Genomic DNA, 17,089 nt, shown 5'->3' on the forward strand with positions numbered 1-17,089 from the left:
TTTATAGTGCAATACTTACGCAAAGCTTCTCTCCAATAGTTTTCATATCTTCTTGACCAACAAGACCAATTCTATGAGATAATCTACTTTTTGAAATTGTTTTAATTTGTTCACAAAGGATTATAGAATCATATGTTAAAAATCCATAATTCGTTTTTGTGAGAGTGTGATGTGTAGGCATCGGCTTTTTACACTTAGAGGTAAGAGGTACACAAATCACCGTTGGTGAATAATGGTTACCTGTATTATTTTGAATAATTAACACAGGACGAATACCTGCCTGTTCACTTCCATCACCTATACCCAAGTCAGCTTCATAAATTTCGCCACGCTTTGGATATATGTATTTTACATCTTTAGTTTCAATCATATCTTTCTCCTCCTTTTATAAAATAAAAATTGTATAATAATGCTAATTCTATTATTGCCAAAAAATACAAGTTATAAACACAAAAAAATAATTTTTTTTTTTTTTTTTGTGGGCAAGCCGATTCTTGCCCTATTATAATTTCATTAAGTAGTTGATTAACTCTATATTAGTATTTTTATGTGGAAAACATAATATAAATTCTAAAGCTTGTTCTAACTTTTTTCCAATTTCTTTGCCTGAGGCAATATTTTGTTTTATTATGTCATTGCCCGTAATTGCTAGGTCCTTAATTTTATAGCACTCTTTTTGTTCCAAAATATGATCTATTAACAAGAAAAGCTTTTCAATATATTCTATTTCCTCTATTGTTGAAGCTTTATTTTTCTTAATTAATAGAATATTTCTTACATTATCTACTTCGCATATCCTTAACAATTTTTTCATTTCAACTGCATCTATTTTAAAGTTTGTCTCATATATATAGTATTCAATTGCTAACGCAACATTTTTTATAGTTTGGTTATCAAATTTTAACTCTTTTAGTATCTGTTTTACAGCATCACTATCATTTAATGGATAAAGTAAAGCCGTATATCTACTAATCAAATTAACCGGCATTGCAGCCATTACTTCAAGTAATTGAACCAGTTTTTGTTCTGTCTCTAAGTTATCGAAAAGTTTTTTAATCTCGCCTGAAATATATGAGAGTATATCCCATTTATATATATTTAATATAAAAAACAAATTTTCTGATAAGCATATTTTATTAAATTCATCTCGAATTCGTTCTTTACTAATATATTTTAATAACTCTCTCTTATCTATAAATGCTGTTTTCGTTTCTTCTGCTATTTCAAAATTCAGTTGTGCGGCAAAGCGAACTGCACGTAAAATTCTAAGTGCATCTTCATTAAATCTAATCTTTGCATCTCCTACTGCACGAATTATTTTATTTTCAATATCTTTCCTTCCGCCATACGGATCCACAAACCCTTTATGTGGATGATACGCAATCGCATTCATTGTAAAATCTCTTCTAGATAAATCTTGTGCTATATTTTCAGCAAATTCTACCCCATTGGGACGCCTAAAATTAACGTATTCTTTTTCTATACGATAGGTAGTCACTTCATAATGTTCCTTATTTAATATAACCGTAACCGTACCATGCGCAATACCCGTATCGTATGTTCGTTCAAAAATTTTCTTTATATCTGCAGGCAAAGCACTAGTAGTTATGTCCCAGTCATTTGGAGTTCTTTTCATAATCATATCTCGCACACACCCTCCAACAATATATGCGCTAAATCCTGCTAATTCTAACTCTGTAATTATTTCAATAACCTCATCTGGTAAATTCATTTTCAATCCTCTTTTCAATTATATAAAAAAAGACACAAAGCGTGTCTTAATTAAGTTATAGTATATGTGTTACAGTAATTTCACCATCATAAATAAAACATTTGCCTCCTCTAGTATTTTCCACAAAAATTTTATTTCTATTTCCAATCAATACCTCTGTCCCTTCATAAAACCAATTTTTGGCTTTTAGGGTTCCGTGACTACTTTCTTTCATTTTTTGTTCTATAGCTTTTAACCTAAACTTAAGTAAGTTAATTTCGTTGGTAAGGTTAACACAAAGTAATTTGGCTTGGCGAAGAAGTTCTATTTTTTTCTGCGATAATGCAACATTCTGATTTTCTAAATAAGCCACATTCTTATTAGTTCTATTCAGATTATCCAAATGAGTCATATACGATTTATGAATCTCTTGATATAATTCTATTACATCAGGCTCTACTCCAATTCTAATTCTAGTTTTGGTACCCATTAAAGATCCCACCTCAATAGCTGTTATGCTTTTTAGAGCTGAAATATATCCACCTACTATTTTGCCCTTTCCAGTTTGAACCATTATCTCTCCTTTGCATTTTACATTACTATGTAAAATTGCTTCTGCCACAATGTTTCCCATTGCTTCTACTTTGGAATTTTCTATAAATTTAACCAGAATATTTTTCTGTGATCTAAGAATTCCTTTGTCACTACCATGCATTCCATATGACACAACAATATTTCCGTTTGCTTCCAATATTCCTCCTTCCACCACACCTTTTACTTCTATATCTCCTTTTGCTTTTACTCTATAGCCTTCTAATACGTTTCCATTAATTATAACACTTCCCAAAAAACTTACATTTCCTGTTGCAGGACCAATATCAGAATCAATTGTAATTAAAGGTTCTATTGATAAAACACCATTCTCTACTTTAAACTGCCCCTCCATAGCTGCCACAACAGTTAAATTATCATCCAGCATTTGAAGATTTTTTCCCAATCTAGGTTGTATATCATTCCCCATCAAAGCATCTATTTTTTCTCCCAAAACATTCTTTCCATCAGTTCCTTTTGCCGCTACTATCTTTTTAGCCACAGCTTCTCCAGGCTCTACACTAAAAACAAAATGTAGTTCCTTAAAATTTACTTTTCCATGATCTAATTCTTCTGGAGTAGTTCCTACTTCGTGTTTTGCTATATATTCTATATATGCATCTGGTCCCTTAGTTGGTTCCATTCCATTGGCTACAACATATTTTTTATTAGGTTCATATTCATCCAATGCCTCTTGAATTAGTTCATTGCTGATCCCAAAAATAACACCATTATCTTTTAGTGCTTGATGTATTTCTTCCATAGTAACTGCAGTAACTATTTCTGGAATATCTTCATTCTCTTCTGGCTTATCTGATTCAGAAGATGTATTTTCTGTTACTGTTTCAAGTACTACAGGTTTATATATTTGAAATGCAATAGAAGCCATCATTTTATCTATACTTACATTAACTATTATGTCATCTTTCATAAAAATCCTCCTTTTAATCTTGATATCCTAATTTATTTGTGTATATATAATATAATTTATTGCATATTACTATAAATTTTGTTTATTTTTCTTTGTTTTTTATCAAATATTACTGAGTATATCATATTATATTAGCAGATGCAATAAATAACTCAAAATCCTCAAAAACATACCTAAAATAAACAAAAGTCTCACAACCCAAAGAACCAGTTGTAAGACTTCATTAGTTTTAGTTATATAATGGCTGAAGAGGGAGTCGAACCCACGACACCATGGGTATGAACCATGTGCTCTAGCCAACTGAGCTATTCAGCCATATAAGCAGGGGCAGTAGGACTTGAACCCACGACATCCGGTTTTGGAGACCGACGTTCTACCAACTGAACTATACCCCTGTATTAACTCCCCGAGTAGGGTTCGAACCTACGACCCTTCGGTTAACAGCCGAATGCTCTGCCGCTGAGCTATCGAGGAATATTAACACTTTGTTAGTATATCAAAAATAAAAAAGCTTGTCAACGCTTTTATAAAAAATTTTTTTAAATTAATTTTTTATACAAAAGTTTAGTTCTTCACAAATACTTTTTACTAAATGAATAGAAATTCTGTCCACTGACCATACTTTATAATAAGAAATGAGAAAAATTTATTAGCGAAAGGAATTTTATAATTATGGCAAAGGTCATTAACTTTAAAAAGCGTAGTCCTGTTAATGTTATGACAAATCCTCCTATTGATGAGCAAAATTTTACTACTTCTATAGAAGAGTTTGCAGAAAATGCGTTCGCAGAAGTAATGGAGCTTGCTATAAAAGGTGATCCTGAATCCCAAAATAATATTGGCGAATGCTATGAATATGGTTTTGGCATAGATGAAGATACTTCTGAAGCCTTTAAATGGTATCAAAAATCGGCCACACAAAGTTATGCTCCTGCTTTGGCCAACCTTGGAGAATGCTACGAATATGGCATCGGAACACGCAAAAATATGTTTCGAGCATTTGACTGCTATAATAAAGCCGCCATTAAAGGTATTTCAGATGCGCAATATAACGTTGGCTTTTGCTATCAATATGGAGAGGGCACAAAAAAGAATTTAACTAAAGCTGTAGAATGGTACACTAAAGCCGCCAAACAAGGCAATTTACCAGCAATGAACGACTTGGCCAAATGCTATAAATTAGGTAGCGGTGTTGACAAAGATCTTGCTATTGCCTTAAATTATTTTCGACAAGCCGCAAACCACGGAAACCCCGATGCACAACTTAATCTTGCTATTTGCTACTATGAAGGGTCTGGTGTCGCAAGAAGCTTACACAAATCCGTTGAGTATTGCACCATGGCAGCAGAACAAAACAATGCAGATGCGCAATTGATGATGGGGATGTTTTATTCTATGGGAGAAGGTGTAACCGAAAATCTTTTTACCGCTACCCTCTGGTTTCGCGCTGCCGCAGATCACAATCAACCCGATGCCACATTCCAACTTGCCAATTGCTATCAATACGGCTTGGGTGTGGAGCAAGATTCTCGTAAGGCAGCTGAATATTTTGAACGTGCAGCTAATCTAAACCATCCAGAAGCTCAGTATATTATAGGGCAATACTATGAATATGGAATATCCGTTGATAAAAGCATCTTTATCGCAACTTGCTGGTACAAAAAAGCAGCGGCTCAAGGTATCCGCGATGCTGTCGACGCACTACGTCATTTAGAAAAGTAACTTATCTCAACTGAATTTCCATAATTATAATTGACTAACTAGTATATTCATGTGTATACTAGTTCATATAATTTTTTCTAACATTAGGAGGCTATTAAAATGGCATATGTAATTAATGATGATTGTATATTATGTGGAGCGTGTGCAGCTGATTGTCCACAACAATGTATTTCTGAGGGAGATACTAAATATGTAATCGATAAAAATAAATGTATTGAATGCGGAACTTGCGCAAGTGTTTGCCCAGTTGACGCACCTCATAAAGAATAATTTATCATATAAAGAGACGCGACCTTTATTTAGGTTTCGTCTCTTTTCTTTTTTTGCGCTTAAATCAAAATTGTATTTATTGAACTTGCTGGCAAAATTATCGTCTTTCCATTCAACTCAAATTCTACAGGCTTTTCAAATGGGTTTTTCGATATCAAAATTATTGAACCATCTGGATTTTTAAAGCAAATAGAAGTAGCACTAAAATGCCCCTCTAACACCTGCCTTTTCGCTCCGAGCACAATAAATGCAGAAAAATGCTTCATTACATAGTACTCATAATTGAATTTATAATCGTCTGCCATAATATCTATCATACTATTTTGATTCCATCCCCAAGTACTTGCTCCTCCAGGAGGCAATACCATATTCCAATATGTGTATGCGCAAACTCCATTAGAAATATAGTGATGGAACATTTCAAAAATATACATCGCATACTCCCATGTATTCTTCCCATCTCCACATTCATTTTCAGTTTGCATCAACTTCTTTTCGGGGAAAGCAGATTTGGTAATTTGCACCGCGTACTTTCCTGCCCATTGATATGAAACTCCTTCTATATAAGGATATGCTTTCTCATCATGCAATACCAAATTCGCATAGTTGTCATATCTTGTGTACAGCATTCGATTATCTGTTTCTGGCCCATTGAGGGTTCCAAGCCATATTTTAGTCTTTATACCACGCTCTTTAAATACCGGTCCTAGGTAGTTGGCTATAAAATTAGCAAGCTCTTTTCCGGTCCAAATACATGACGGAAATTTCTGACTTGATACAGGCTCATTCTGCACATGTAACTGACTAATTACAATACCCTCCTTCTCATAGGCTTCTATAAATAAGGCAAAGTATAGTGCATATGCTTTGAGGTTTTTATCTGTCTGCACCAAAGTTCCAAAATTATGAGCTTTTGGATATTTCATCCATGTTGGTGGGCTCCACGGCGATGCAAAGAACTTCATATCAGGATTTCGTTTGAGAGCTTCTTTTATATATGGTATCAAATATTTTTGGTCTCGTTTAATAGAAAAGTTTGCCATCTCATAGTCACCATCTACTTCGTTATGAGAATACCACAGCTCTGCATAATCTGAGGCACCAATTGGAATACGGCAAAAATCAAACTTCAACCCATCCGCATCTTTGGCAAATAAAATATCGTAAACTTCTTTTCGCTTTTGATCACTTAATTTTAGCAATGCTATTTGAGATAGTTCGTTAAAGCAACCACCAAAACCTTCCCATTCTTCTGCTTCTCCCGTAATAGCCAACGTAGATTTTATACTATCTTCTGCCGCTGTCGTTCTCTCTTGCCAAAACGTTTGTCTAGTCGTTGTAATAATTTTCATAGTCTGCTCCTTTGCATAAATAATTACTTTCCAAATATAAGGTTAAGCAATTAAAATGTCAATAATTTTTATCGATAATCTATGACCTTTATAATCACATTATGAAATTACATCATGAGCATAATTACCTATATTCTTGGATATACATATATAGTACATGTAACAATTAGGAGGGAATATTTATGAGATTTAAAGAGGATATTGATATTGTACGCAAGAGGATTGATGCGTTCTGGGCAAACGAGTTGATGGACCGCGCTTTAGTTTCTATTTTAACACCCAAAGAAAAAGGTAAAAATATACCTATTTTCGATGCGGCAATGGCTGAGAAGGATCCTGCTTATGTAGAAAAATTTTGGTTTGACCCTCAAACTATTCATAACCGCACTATCAAGCAATTAGAAAATACGTATCTTGGTGGCGATGCCTTGCCTACATTTCATCCAGATTTTGGAGTAAGTGGACATGCTGCATTCTTTGGATGTAAACCCATCGTTTCGCCAAAAACCATATGGTTTAATCCTGCTTGGAGCAGTCTGTCCGATTGGAAAACCACATTTACTCCAGAAGTAATTCAACAACAAGTTGCTATCATTAAAGAAGTTGCTAGGTTATCTAACGGAGATTATTTTATCGGATTACCCGACCATTGTGGAACTTTGGATGCGGTGGGGCATCTATACGGCACCGATAATGTTCTCATGGCTATGATAACAGATCCCGAAGAATTACAAGAAGCACTAGCTGCCGTTGACGCTGCCTGGGTTGAAAGTATCGAGTTATTCTATCAGGCATTAAAAGAAGTGAATAAAGGCTCTTGCCATTCTTGGATGCATCTGCTTTCTGATAAAAAAATGGGGCAAATGCAATGTGATATGTCCGTTATGTTTTCTGCAGAGTTATATGAAGAATTTGTTTACGATGAACTCAAAAGGCAAATCGCTTGGTTTGATGATCCAATTTATCATTTTGATGGTGCAGAGCAAGAGCGACACCTCGATATTTTACTATCTTTTGATAAATTAAAAGTAATCCAGTGGACTCCTGTCGCTGGGCAGCCAAAAGCATCTCATTTTATGCCTATTTTAAAACGCATACAAGATGCAGGCAAGCGCCTAGTTATTGGAGTTATTCCCGAAGAAATTCCAGACATTCTCGAAAATCTATCTGCTAAAGGATTGAATTTACGCGTTAGAAATGTAAAAGATCCGGATGCAGCAGAAGCTGTCGTTAAATGCGTTGAAAAGTATAGCAAAAGCTAATTCACTTGAGAGGATTTTAAAATGAGATTTAAAGAGGATATTGATATTGTACGCAGAAGAATTGATGCTTTTTGGGAAAATGAATTGCTAGACCGCGCTCTAGTTTCTATAATTGCTCCAAAGAAGAAAAATCTAAGTTTAAATATGTTTGACGAACAAGAATATGCTAAAGATCCTAGTTATATGAAGCGCTTTTGGCTAGATCCCCAAACAATTCATAATCGTAATATAAAACGCTTGGAGAACACCTATCTTGGAGGCGATGCTTTGCCTTCTATTTTTTTAGATTTTGGAACTAGTGGTCATTGCAATTTTTATGGTGCAAAACCTATCTTCTTTAAAGATACCATCTGGTTTGATCCTGTATGGAAAAACTTATATGAATATAACCTTGTTTTTGATGAAGCGGCAATAGACCGATACGTCGCCATAGCAACTGAGATTGCCAACCTCTCTCAAGGGGATTACTTTATCGGAATGCCTGATAATTGTGGTACTCTTGATGCATTAGGGCATCTTTATGGCTCTGCAAATGTGTTAACCGAGATGCTACTTAATCCCGATGCTGTTCAAAAAGCAATTGATGCAGTAAACGAAGGCTGGAAAATAGGCAATGAGCTTTTTTACAATGCCACTAAAGCCATCAATCACGGATCTTGCCACTCCTGGATGCATCTACTTGCTAATGGAAAAATGGGCCAGATGCAATGCGACATGTCTGTTATGTTTTCAACAGCAATGTACGAAAAATTTGTATACAACGAGTTACAAACTCAAATTGATTGGTTTGATTACCCTATATATCATTTTGATGGCGTCGAGCAAGAGAAACATCTTGATATATTGCTATCATTTGAAAAACTCAAAGCAATTCAGTGGACTCATGTTGCGGGACAACCAAAAGCATCTCGCTTTATCTCCATTTTACAACGCATCCAGAATGCAGGTAAACGTCTCATTGTATTTATAGATCCCGAAGAAGTTTCTACAATGCTAGAGAATTTATCTGCTAAAGGATTGAATTTAATCATTGAAAATGTACCTGACCCCGAAACTGCAGATACAATTTTACAGTACGTCAAAAATCATAGCAAAGAATAATGAACACATAACAAAAAATGTCAAGAGATCTGTCGACGAATAAATACAGTTGATACTCTTGACTTCTTTTTTATTTCAATTACTTGATCTGTTTACATTTTTTATGCTATAATTATACAAATTTACAAAAAGGAGTTAGATATGGATAAGAAAAGAATTAAAGAGAGCATCGTTGTCGTTACTTACGCTATCATTTTATATTTAATATTAATCAATTTAAAAACAATTAATAGCACTTTTGATACGTTTACTACATTATTAATGCCTGTCATTACTGGATTTATCATAGCATATATCCTAAAAGGACCTTATAATTTTGTTCGAGATAAAGTTCTTAGAATGTCCTCTAAAGATACACAGACTATACAAACTACTAAATCCGTTATAGCATTAGTTATGGCGTATACTCTTGTTATTTTAGTATTAACTATTTTAGCAATTTTAGTTATTCCCCAACTTTGGAACAGTATTCAAAGCTTAATTTCCACACTTCCCGATCAAATAGATATCTTATTTGCTAAATTTCAAGGATTTTTAGATGATATGGACGGTCGATTGGACACATCAGTTGATTCGGAAATATACACTCAGCTCGAAGAAGCTTGGGTTACTGTCATGAACTTTGTAAGTGCAATTTTAACTGATGTAATACCAGCAGTCTTAAATGGAATTGTAGAAATCACTACTAGTATCACTAATATGATTTTTGCATTTATCTTTTCTGTTTATTTTTTAACTGGAAAAGAAAGATTATCTTCTCAAATGAGCAGAATTTTGTATGCCTATTTACCTAAAGCAAGAGCCGAAAGAATCTTATATATTTCTAGAATAACCAATAATTCATTTACAAACTTTATTAATGGTCAGGTTGCGGAAGCCTTTATTTTGGGAATTCTTTGCTTTGTAGGAATGCTTATATTTAAAATGCCATATGCCGTGCTTGTTAGCGTAATCATAGGTGCCACAAACATTATTCCAATTTTTGGACCTATATTTGGCTCCATTCCTGCAACGTTTATTGTGCTTATGGACGATCCAAGTAACCCTATGATGGCTGTATGGTTTGTTGTATTTATACTTGTAATGCAACGAATTGATGGAGATATTATATATCCAAGAGTGGTAGGAGATTCTATTGGTCTTCCGGGAGTTTTTGTAATGCTTGCCATTGTAATTGGTTCTGGATTATGGGGACTTACTGGAATGATTATCGGCGTACCTCTCGCTGCTGTATTTTACAGACTAATCAAAGAAGGTACAAATCTTAGACTAGCCGAAAAAGAGATTAATTTCGAATAATATATAAATGTAACCCTTTCTGTATAAACTCAGTTAGGGTTCAATTCAAATTACGAAAGAAGAGAAATTATGAGAATTATAAGCGGAAAATTTCGAGGAACAAAATTACTTTCTCCCGAAGGTTTAAATACTCGACCCACTACAGATAGAATCAAAGAAACATTATTTAATATAATTAATTTTGACCTATTAGAATGTAGTTTTTTAGATTTATTTAGTGGCAGTGGTCAAATTGGTATAGAAGCTCTAAGCCGGGGCGCCAAAACTGCAACTTTTGTTGAAAACAATAAGGCGGCATTTGCTATATTAGAGAAAAATTTATTAAAAATTAGGTTGCAAAATTCTGCAATAACATATAAAATAGATATCAATGAAGCATTAAATTTAATTTACTTACAAAAGGAAACATTTGATATAATATTTATGGACCCTCCTTATCATTATGTAAATTTACAACAAATAATCGATTTTATTGTAACAAACGATTTACTCACACCCTCAGGTAAGATTATTATCGAAGATGCCTCAGATGCAAATCCAATATATAATGACAAATTAATATTAATAAAAGAAAAGGTTTATACAACAACCAGAATTAGCATATTTGAAAGGATTTAATATGAATACTGCCATTTATCCTGGAAGCTTTGATCCCGTTACTATTGGGCACATAGATATTATTGCACGAGCTAGTCAGCACTTTACTTCATTGATTGTTGCAATAGGATATAACCCCAATAAAGCAACAGGGCTTTTTGATCTAAAAACTAGAATCGCCATGCTAAAGTTAGCTACAAAAAAATTTGACAACGTTACAGTCGCCACTTATGATGGATTGTTAATTGATTTTATGCAAAGCGCAAACGTAAATGTGATTGTTAAAGGTGTTCGCAACTCAAAAGATTTTGAATACGAAAAAGATATGGCATTAATAAACAATAGCTTGGATATAACGATAGAAACGTTTTTGTTATTTGCTAATCCTATGTACTCTTTTATCAGCTCTAGTATGGTACGTGAACTACTATATTTTAATAAGGAAGTAGACAATTATGTTCCGAAAGAAATAATTTATATACTTAAAATGTGAGGTGATTTGATGGCAAAAACTCAACTAGATGTCAAAATGGTACAGGTTATGAATTCTATTAATAATCTACAACAGATGCTTGCAGAGTCTCCCAATATAATGTTTAATTCTCAATTTATCAAAGTCGAGCGAAATAAAATGGAAGAGCAGCTAAACGAAGTTATAAACCTTATACCAGCAGCTTTTCGCGAAGCAACTTTTATTGTCGAAAATCAAAATCAAATCATTCAAGATGCTCAATTAGATGTTCAAGCACTTAAAAATGATACTGATCTAAAAATCCAAAAAATGTTAGAAACACACAGCATTGTTCAAGAAGCTTCTCAATACGCTACCGAAATTATTGATAAGGCTAAGCAAGAATCTATAGAAATGCAACTTATGGGTGTTAGACATGCAGATGAAAAACTTCAAAAGGTTGAATATCGACTAAAGTCATTACTTAATAATGTGCACGAACAGGTTCAACAGTTTGAGGAATATCTTTCTGGAGTTATGGTAATTATTCAAGAAGAGCGCAATCAGATTAAAGATACTATTGAAAAAATTGAAAGTTAAAAACCCCTAATATAAAACACTTTAATTTTGAGATATGCTAGTAGTATTATATCCTTATAATTTATAACAAACAACGATTGCTTGAGTAGCTTTTGATGAGAAGTAGATATTTAGACTTATACTTTGCTAAAACTTGAGCAGTCTAAAAAGATACACAATAGCATAAGCCTCTCCATCTTTCTAGCTCATTATTAATTTTTGTGTCAGATCGCGATTATACATATTATAATTACCACTTATTAAACCATACAAATTAGTTGCTATAAAATCTATATATAACGCCTTTCTTTGCTCTTCGGACAATTTCTTAGCATCTGCTTTCACATTAGTTATAATAGGAATGTCAGCAGATTTATGAAGCATCGATAGAAGCTTTTTACTTTCTTTTCTCACTCCCAATATTCTCACATAATCACAATTATGTTTTGTGTTAATACCTAAAATAATTCTCAAAAGTGATCGATACACCGTTGCTTTTGAATATGTTTTGGATGTTAACTCTGTCACAAAGTCTGTATACTCCAATTTTTTATTTATCAAGTTATATATTGAATTTACTAAATTTGATGGTACATCCCAAGTAGCTGCAATGTCTGCAACAGAAGTGGTTAATAGTTTGTAATAAAGAATATCGCGTAATTTGCCAATATCTGGATGCTTTTCTGCAATCAAAATTTTTAAGCATTCTTTTGGCATGGCTGTTTCCAATTTTTCTAGTTCATTTTCTGCTAAAGCATTTCTAACAGCCGATGCCGATGCAAGATTAGAATAAATTTCTTCGTCTTTATAATTTGTTACTTCTCTTTGTATAGGAAATGGTAAGATCGGGGAAAAATAATATTGAAGCGCTTTTAGATATTCTATACCTAGAATGTTATTGGGCTTGCTTATAAACTCACCTAATTGGGTGTCATTAAAATATTCACAAATTGCTTTTGCTCTAGCAACAGGATAGCTTAATCCCAAACTTAAAAAAGTATTTAACAATTTTTTATATACAGTTGGTTCCTCAACTAATAGAGAAGATATATTTTTTAGTTTTTCTATATCTGGAGTTTCTGCTCCAAAACAAAGCGCGTTGACTATTCTGGTTTTATCCAAAATAGAAATGGCCCCTCTTGCAAAAAATTCTGCACTTGCAGTTGCATTAATTGTGGGGAGCTCTATAACCATGTCTACTCCAGCTTTTAGCGCCATTTTTGTACGTGAAAATTTATCTATTATTGTAGGTAATCCTCGTTGAGTAAAGTTTCCACTTATAATAGAAATTATATAATCAGACTTTAATTTTTGTTTTATTTGTACAGTTTGGTACAGATGTCCGTTATGAAACGGATTATATTCGGCAATAATTGCTGTAATATGCATTGATATCTCCTTAATTTTTTTTGAATTTTGGTATTGTATACTTGGAATACATTGGGTATAATATCCATGTAACAACTTATTTTAATTATATAAATATTACATGTAAAGGGGTATTTTTAATGTCATTTTTAAATTCTATAAAACAAATCGCTAAAGGTTTACAAAAAACTATAGTACTACCAGAATCTCATGATATGCGTACACTACAAGCTGCAGATACAATTTTGAAAGAAGGTTTGGCCAAACTTATTTTAATTGGAGATCCCAAAAAAATAGCTGCGGATGCTGTTGGTCTCGATTTATCTAAAGCAACTATCATAGATCCAAAACACTTTAGTCAAATGGATGAATATATCAACGAATTATATAATCTTAGAAAATCCAAAGGACTTACATTAGAACAAGCAACAGAGCTTTTAACTACCAAAGATTTATTTCTCGGAGTTATGATGGTTAAAATGGGCTTGGCTGATGGAATGGTTGCTGGCGCTGCCAATTCTAGTGCAAATGTATTGCGCCCTGCACTTCAAATTCTTAAGACTGCTCCTGGAACAAAAATTGTTTCTGCATTCTTTATTGTAGTTGTACCTGATTGTGAGTATGGAGATAACGGTGTGTTCTTATTTGGAGACTGTGGATTAAACGAAAATCCAACTGCCGAACAACTTGCGGAGATTGCCAAAAGTTCTGCAGAAAGCTTCCAACAACTAACTCAACACGAGCCTAGAGTTGCTATGCTTTCTTACTCTACACATGGTTCTGCTCACAATCCACTTGTAGACAAAATGCAAGATGCTACCAAATTAGCTAAAGAACTTTGTCCAAATACTTTAATCGCGGGAGAATTGCAACTCGATGCCGCTATTGTTCCAGAAATCTGTTCTCTCAAAGCACCAACATGTGAACTTCAAGGTAAAGCGAATGTACTAATATTCCCTAACCTCGATGCCGGAAATATTGGCTACAAACTGGTTCAAAGACTTGCTAAAGCGGAAGCCTATGGCCCTGTTACTCAAGGTATAGCAAAGCCTGTAAATGATCTATCTCGCGGATGCTCTGCTGATGACATTGTTGGTACTGTTGCCATTACTGCTCTTCAAACTCAACACGTTAAATAATATTAATTAGGCCTTCGAGGCTGGAATGGAGAATAAAAAATGAAAGTATTAGTAGTAAATTGTGGTAGTTCCTCATTAAAATATCAACTTTTAGACATGAATCATAACAACATTATCGCCAAAGGAATTTGCGAAAGAATCAGTATTGACGGATCTTTTATTAAGCATACAACAGAGGGTCAAGAAGCCGTAAAAGTTATGTGTAATTTTCCTGACCATGAAATGGCACTACAAAAAATGGTTGAAATGCTGACAACTGGAGATACTAAGTGTGTTGCCTCTGTCGATGAAATTGCAGTAGTTGGGCATCGCGTGGTTCATGGCGGAGAAAAATTTAATGAATCTGTGCTCATTGATCAAGCTGTAATTGATGCGATTAAAGATTGTGCGGAACTGGCTCCTCTTCATAATCCTGCAAACTTATTGGGAATTTCTGCTTGCAAAAGACTTATGCCTAACGTACCGATGGTCGCTGTTTTTGATACGGCTTTCCATCAAACTATGAAACCAGAAGCATTTATGTATGCTATTCCAAAACAATTTTATAAAAAATACAGTGTTCGCAAATATGGATTTCACGGAACATCTCACAAATATGTGTCTCAAAGAGCTGCCGCAATGCTAGGAAAACCCATCGAAGATACCAAAATTATTGTTTGTCATCTAGGAAACGGGGCATCTATTTGCGCTGTAAAAGGTGGAAAATCTATAGACACTTCTATGGGAATGACTCCTCTTCAAGGACTAATTATGGGAACTCGTTCCGGAGATATCGATCCTGCTATTATTCCATATCTGATGGACAAAGAAGGTATTTCTGCAAACGATATGGATTCTATCCTAAATAAAAAGTCTGGCGTACTTGCTTTATCTGAAATAAGCAGTGACTTTAGAGAAATCGAAGATGGTGTTACAGCCGGAGACCCTGTTTGCCGCCTCACCATGGATGCAGTGCAACATAGATTAGTATTCTACATTGGTGGTTACGCTGCATTGATGGGTGGCGTCGATGCCATTTGCTTTGCTGGTGGACTTGGTGAAAATAATACGGTTATGCGCGCAGAAATGGCAGAGCTTCTTAAAGGAATGGGTGTTAAACTCGATCCTGAGAAAAATCAATGTCGCGGTGTTGAGAGAGATCTTACTACTGCAGATTCTAAAGTAAAATTATTACTCGTTCCTACAAACGAAGAATTAATGATCGCGCAAGATTGCGTAAAGGTTGTACAATAATTAAATTTTAGCTGTGATTGACTTAATTGGAGGTGCATCGAAGATGGACATGAAAAAATCAATGAAAAAATTCGAAAAAAGCTTTTCTAAGTATAAAAAAGACCTTTCTAAACACATTAAAAATTTTAGAAAAAAAAGCTAAGCTAATAGATATTACGTTGACAAAATGCCTCTAAATAATGTATAATAGCGAAAGTGGTAAAATTGGAGGTGTAAAAAATGGCAGTACCAAAACGAAAAACGTCGAAAGCGAGAAGAAACTCTAGAAAAGCTAACTGGAAACTCTCTCCTCTAAACCTTGCTCCTTGTTCAAAATGTGGAGAACTTATGTTGCCTCATTATGTTTGCAAAGTGTGTGGTTCATACGCTGGACGTGAAGTTATTAAGGTCAATTAACTATAAGGCAGCTGCGGCTGTCTTTTTCACATGTCAAAATTTTACTTCATATACGAAAGGTAGGCTCTCTACTATGATAAAGATTGCTATAGACGCTATGGGCGGTGACAATGCACCTGCGGAAATAATAAAGGGCTGTATTAATGCTATTGCAAATGAAAAATGTAAAGCCACACTTGTCTTAGTGGGTAAAGAAGATATTATAAAACAAGAGCTCGAGAAATATAAATTTGATCCATCACGAATAGAAATTCAAAATGCCAATGATGTTATTACTATGGAAGATTCTTTTAATGCTGTTAGACTTAAGCGCGAATCCTCTATGGCGATAGGTCTCCGTTTGGTCCGAGACGATGCCGTTAAGGGAATTATCTCTGCGGGCAATTCTGGCGCACTAGTGGCTGGAGCGACGTCTGTTGTTGGAAGATTAAAAGGAATCAAACGCCCTGTTATTGCACCACTAATTCCCACCAAAAAAGGTTATTCATTACTAGTTGATGGCGGAGCAAACGTGGATTGTAAACCTGAGTTTTTATATCAATTTGCTAAGATTGGCTCTGTATATATGGAAGAATGTCTTAAAACAAAAAAACCAACTGTTGGATTAGTAAATATCGGAACCGAAGTAGAAAAAGGCAATCAACTTACAAAAGAAGCTTTTAAACTCATCAGCGAAGATAAATCTATCAACTTTATAGGAAATCTAGAAGCACGAGAAATTCCTTCTGGCGATGCAAACATTATTGTATGCGACGCATTCGTAGGAAATGTGATACTCAAATTTATGGAAGGTTTTGGAAATTGGGTATTTGGTATGGTAAAAGAAGAATTCACTAGAAGCATAACGACAAAACTCGCTGCACTCCTTATGAAAAAAGGATTAAAAAATATAAAAAGCAAATTCTATTATAATAACAAAGGTGGCGCACCTATTTTAGGTCTCAAAGGCTTGGTAGTTAAAATTCATGGCAACTCCAAATCAGAAGAAGTAACCAGTTCTGTATTCCAGGTCGAACAATTTGTTAGACTCAATTTAGTTAATAAAATTAGTTCTAAATTTGAAACCTAATATGATGTGTCAACTTAC

Annotated in this window: 17 protein-coding genes and 3 tRNA genes; 12 read left to right on the forward strand and 8 right to left on the reverse strand. The window is 34.2% G+C overall.

Annotation, left to right across the window (positions count from 1 at the left end):
* Nucleotide 1: 1 nt before the first annotated feature.
* From PCY70_RS04465 to PCY70_RS04490, 6 genes are all read right to left on the reverse strand, one after another.
* Entirely contained in the window at nucleotides 2-370 is a 369-nt protein-coding gene (locus tag PCY70_RS04465; protein WP_010167007.1) for a type II toxin-antitoxin system PemK/MazF family toxin, read from the reverse strand.
* 132 nt (nucleotides 371-502) lie between these two features.
* The gene (locus PCY70_RS04470; protein ID WP_305768593.1) at nucleotides 503-1,732 is read right to left on the reverse strand and encodes a CCA tRNA nucleotidyltransferase; all 1,230 of its coding nucleotides are present in this window, start codon (nucleotides 1,730-1,732) and stop codon (nucleotides 503-505) included.
* 55 nt (nucleotides 1,733-1,787) lie between these two features.
* Nucleotides 1,788-3,233: a DUF342 domain-containing protein gene (locus tag PCY70_RS04475; protein ID WP_305768594.1), complete on the reverse strand. Its 1,446-nt coding sequence runs from the start codon at nucleotides 3,231-3,233 to the stop codon at nucleotides 1,788-1,790.
* Between the two features lie 241 nt (nucleotides 3,234-3,474).
* Nucleotides 3,475-3,548: transfer RNA gene (locus tag PCY70_RS04480), tRNA-Met, on the reverse strand.
* A 7-nt stretch (nucleotides 3,549-3,555) separates the two neighbouring features.
* Nucleotides 3,556-3,628 (reverse strand) — tRNA-Trp (locus PCY70_RS04485).
* Between the two features lie 7 nt (nucleotides 3,629-3,635).
* A tRNA-Asn gene (locus tag PCY70_RS04490) sits at nucleotides 3,636-3,707 on the reverse strand.
* 198 nt (nucleotides 3,708-3,905) lie between these two features.
* On the opposite strand from PCY70_RS04490, the gene PCY70_RS04495 reads away from it, so the two are divergent.
* A complete protein-coding gene (locus tag PCY70_RS04495; RefSeq protein WP_305768595.1) occupies nucleotides 3,906-4,955 on the forward strand; it encodes an SEL1-like repeat protein in 1,050 nt (349 codons plus the stop codon).
* A 99-nt stretch (nucleotides 4,956-5,054) separates the two neighbouring features.
* On the forward strand, nucleotides 5,055-5,225 hold the full coding sequence (locus PCY70_RS04500; protein ID WP_305768596.1) for a DUF362 domain-containing protein: 171 nt from the start codon (nucleotides 5,055-5,057) through the stop codon (nucleotides 5,223-5,225).
* A 59-nt stretch (nucleotides 5,226-5,284) separates the two neighbouring features.
* On the opposite strand, the gene PCY70_RS04505 is transcribed toward PCY70_RS04500, so the two are convergent.
* Entirely contained in the window at nucleotides 5,285-6,577 is a 1,293-nt protein-coding gene (locus PCY70_RS04505; RefSeq protein WP_305768597.1) for a glycoside hydrolase family 30 protein, read from the reverse strand.
* Between the two features lie 182 nt (nucleotides 6,578-6,759).
* Here PCY70_RS04505 and PCY70_RS04510 point away from each other — a divergent pair, with 182 nt between their 5' ends.
* The 6 genes from PCY70_RS04510 to PCY70_RS04535 all read left to right on the forward strand — a co-directional run bounded on the left by PCY70_RS04510 (nucleotide 6,760) and on the right by PCY70_RS04535 (nucleotide 11,887).
* Complete coding sequence (locus PCY70_RS04510; RefSeq protein WP_305768598.1) at nucleotides 6,760-7,839, forward strand: uroporphyrinogen decarboxylase/cobalamine-independent methonine synthase family protein; 1,080 nt, start codon at nucleotides 6,760-6,762, stop codon at nucleotides 7,837-7,839.
* A gap of 21 nt (nucleotides 7,840-7,860) precedes the next feature.
* Entirely contained in the window at nucleotides 7,861-8,940 is a 1,080-nt protein-coding gene (locus PCY70_RS04515; protein ID WP_305768599.1) for a trimethylamine corrinoid protein 2, read from the forward strand.
* 141 nt (nucleotides 8,941-9,081) lie between these two features.
* A complete protein-coding gene (locus PCY70_RS04520; RefSeq protein WP_305768600.1) occupies nucleotides 9,082-10,239 on the forward strand; it encodes an AI-2E family transporter in 1,158 nt (385 codons plus the stop codon).
* A gap of 69 nt (nucleotides 10,240-10,308) precedes the next feature.
* Nucleotides 10,309-10,857, forward strand: coding sequence for a 16S rRNA (guanine(966)-N(2))-methyltransferase RsmD (rsmD, locus tag PCY70_RS04525; RefSeq protein ID WP_010167485.1), 549 nt, complete (start codon nucleotides 10,309-10,311; stop codon nucleotides 10,855-10,857).
* 1 nt (nucleotide 10,858) lies between these two features.
* Nucleotides 10,859-11,329 (forward strand): pantetheine-phosphate adenylyltransferase, encoded by a 471-nt coding sequence (coaD, locus tag PCY70_RS04530; protein ID WP_010167483.1) that lies wholly within the window; start codon nucleotides 10,859-10,861, stop codon nucleotides 11,327-11,329.
* 9 nt (nucleotides 11,330-11,338) lie between these two features.
* The gene (locus PCY70_RS04535; RefSeq protein WP_010167481.1) at nucleotides 11,339-11,887 is read left to right on the forward strand and encodes a hypothetical protein; all 549 of its coding nucleotides are present in this window, start codon (nucleotides 11,339-11,341) and stop codon (nucleotides 11,885-11,887) included.
* 180 nt (nucleotides 11,888-12,067) lie between these two features.
* On the opposite strand, the gene PCY70_RS04540 is transcribed toward PCY70_RS04535, so the two are convergent.
* Nucleotides 12,068-13,255 carry a tRNA(Met) cytidine acetate ligase gene (locus PCY70_RS04540; RefSeq protein WP_305768601.1) on the reverse strand — a complete coding sequence of 396 codons (1,188 nt, stop codon included), beginning with the start codon at nucleotides 13,253-13,255 and terminating at the stop codon, nucleotides 12,068-12,070.
* 119 nt (nucleotides 13,256-13,374) lie between these two features.
* Here PCY70_RS04540 and pta point away from each other — a divergent pair, with 119 nt between their 5' ends.
* The 4 genes from pta (at nucleotide 13,375) to plsX (ending at nucleotide 17,071) form a co-directional block, all read left to right on the forward strand.
* Nucleotides 13,375-14,373 (forward strand): phosphate acetyltransferase, encoded by a 999-nt coding sequence (gene pta, locus PCY70_RS04545; RefSeq protein WP_305768602.1) that lies wholly within the window; start codon nucleotides 13,375-13,377, stop codon nucleotides 14,371-14,373.
* Nucleotides 14,374-14,412: 39 nt separating this feature from the next.
* Entirely contained in the window at nucleotides 14,413-15,606 is a 1,194-nt protein-coding gene (locus tag PCY70_RS04550; RefSeq protein ID WP_305768603.1) for an acetate kinase, read from the forward strand.
* Nucleotides 15,607-15,825: 219 nt separating this feature from the next.
* Complete coding sequence (gene rpmF, locus PCY70_RS04555; RefSeq protein WP_010167472.1) at nucleotides 15,826-16,002, forward strand: 50S ribosomal protein L32; 177 nt, start codon at nucleotides 15,826-15,828, stop codon at nucleotides 16,000-16,002.
* A 73-nt stretch (nucleotides 16,003-16,075) separates the two neighbouring features.
* Complete coding sequence (gene plsX, locus PCY70_RS04560) at nucleotides 16,076-17,071, forward strand: phosphate acyltransferase PlsX (protein WP_305768604.1); 996 nt, start codon at nucleotides 16,076-16,078, stop codon at nucleotides 17,069-17,071.
* The last annotated feature ends 18 nt before the right edge of the window (nucleotides 17,072-17,089 follow it).

Source organism: Candidatus Epulonipiscium viviparus (assembly GCF_030708075.1).
Lineage (GTDB): Bacteria > Bacillota > Clostridia > Lachnospirales > Cellulosilyticaceae > Epulonipiscioides > Epulonipiscioides viviparus.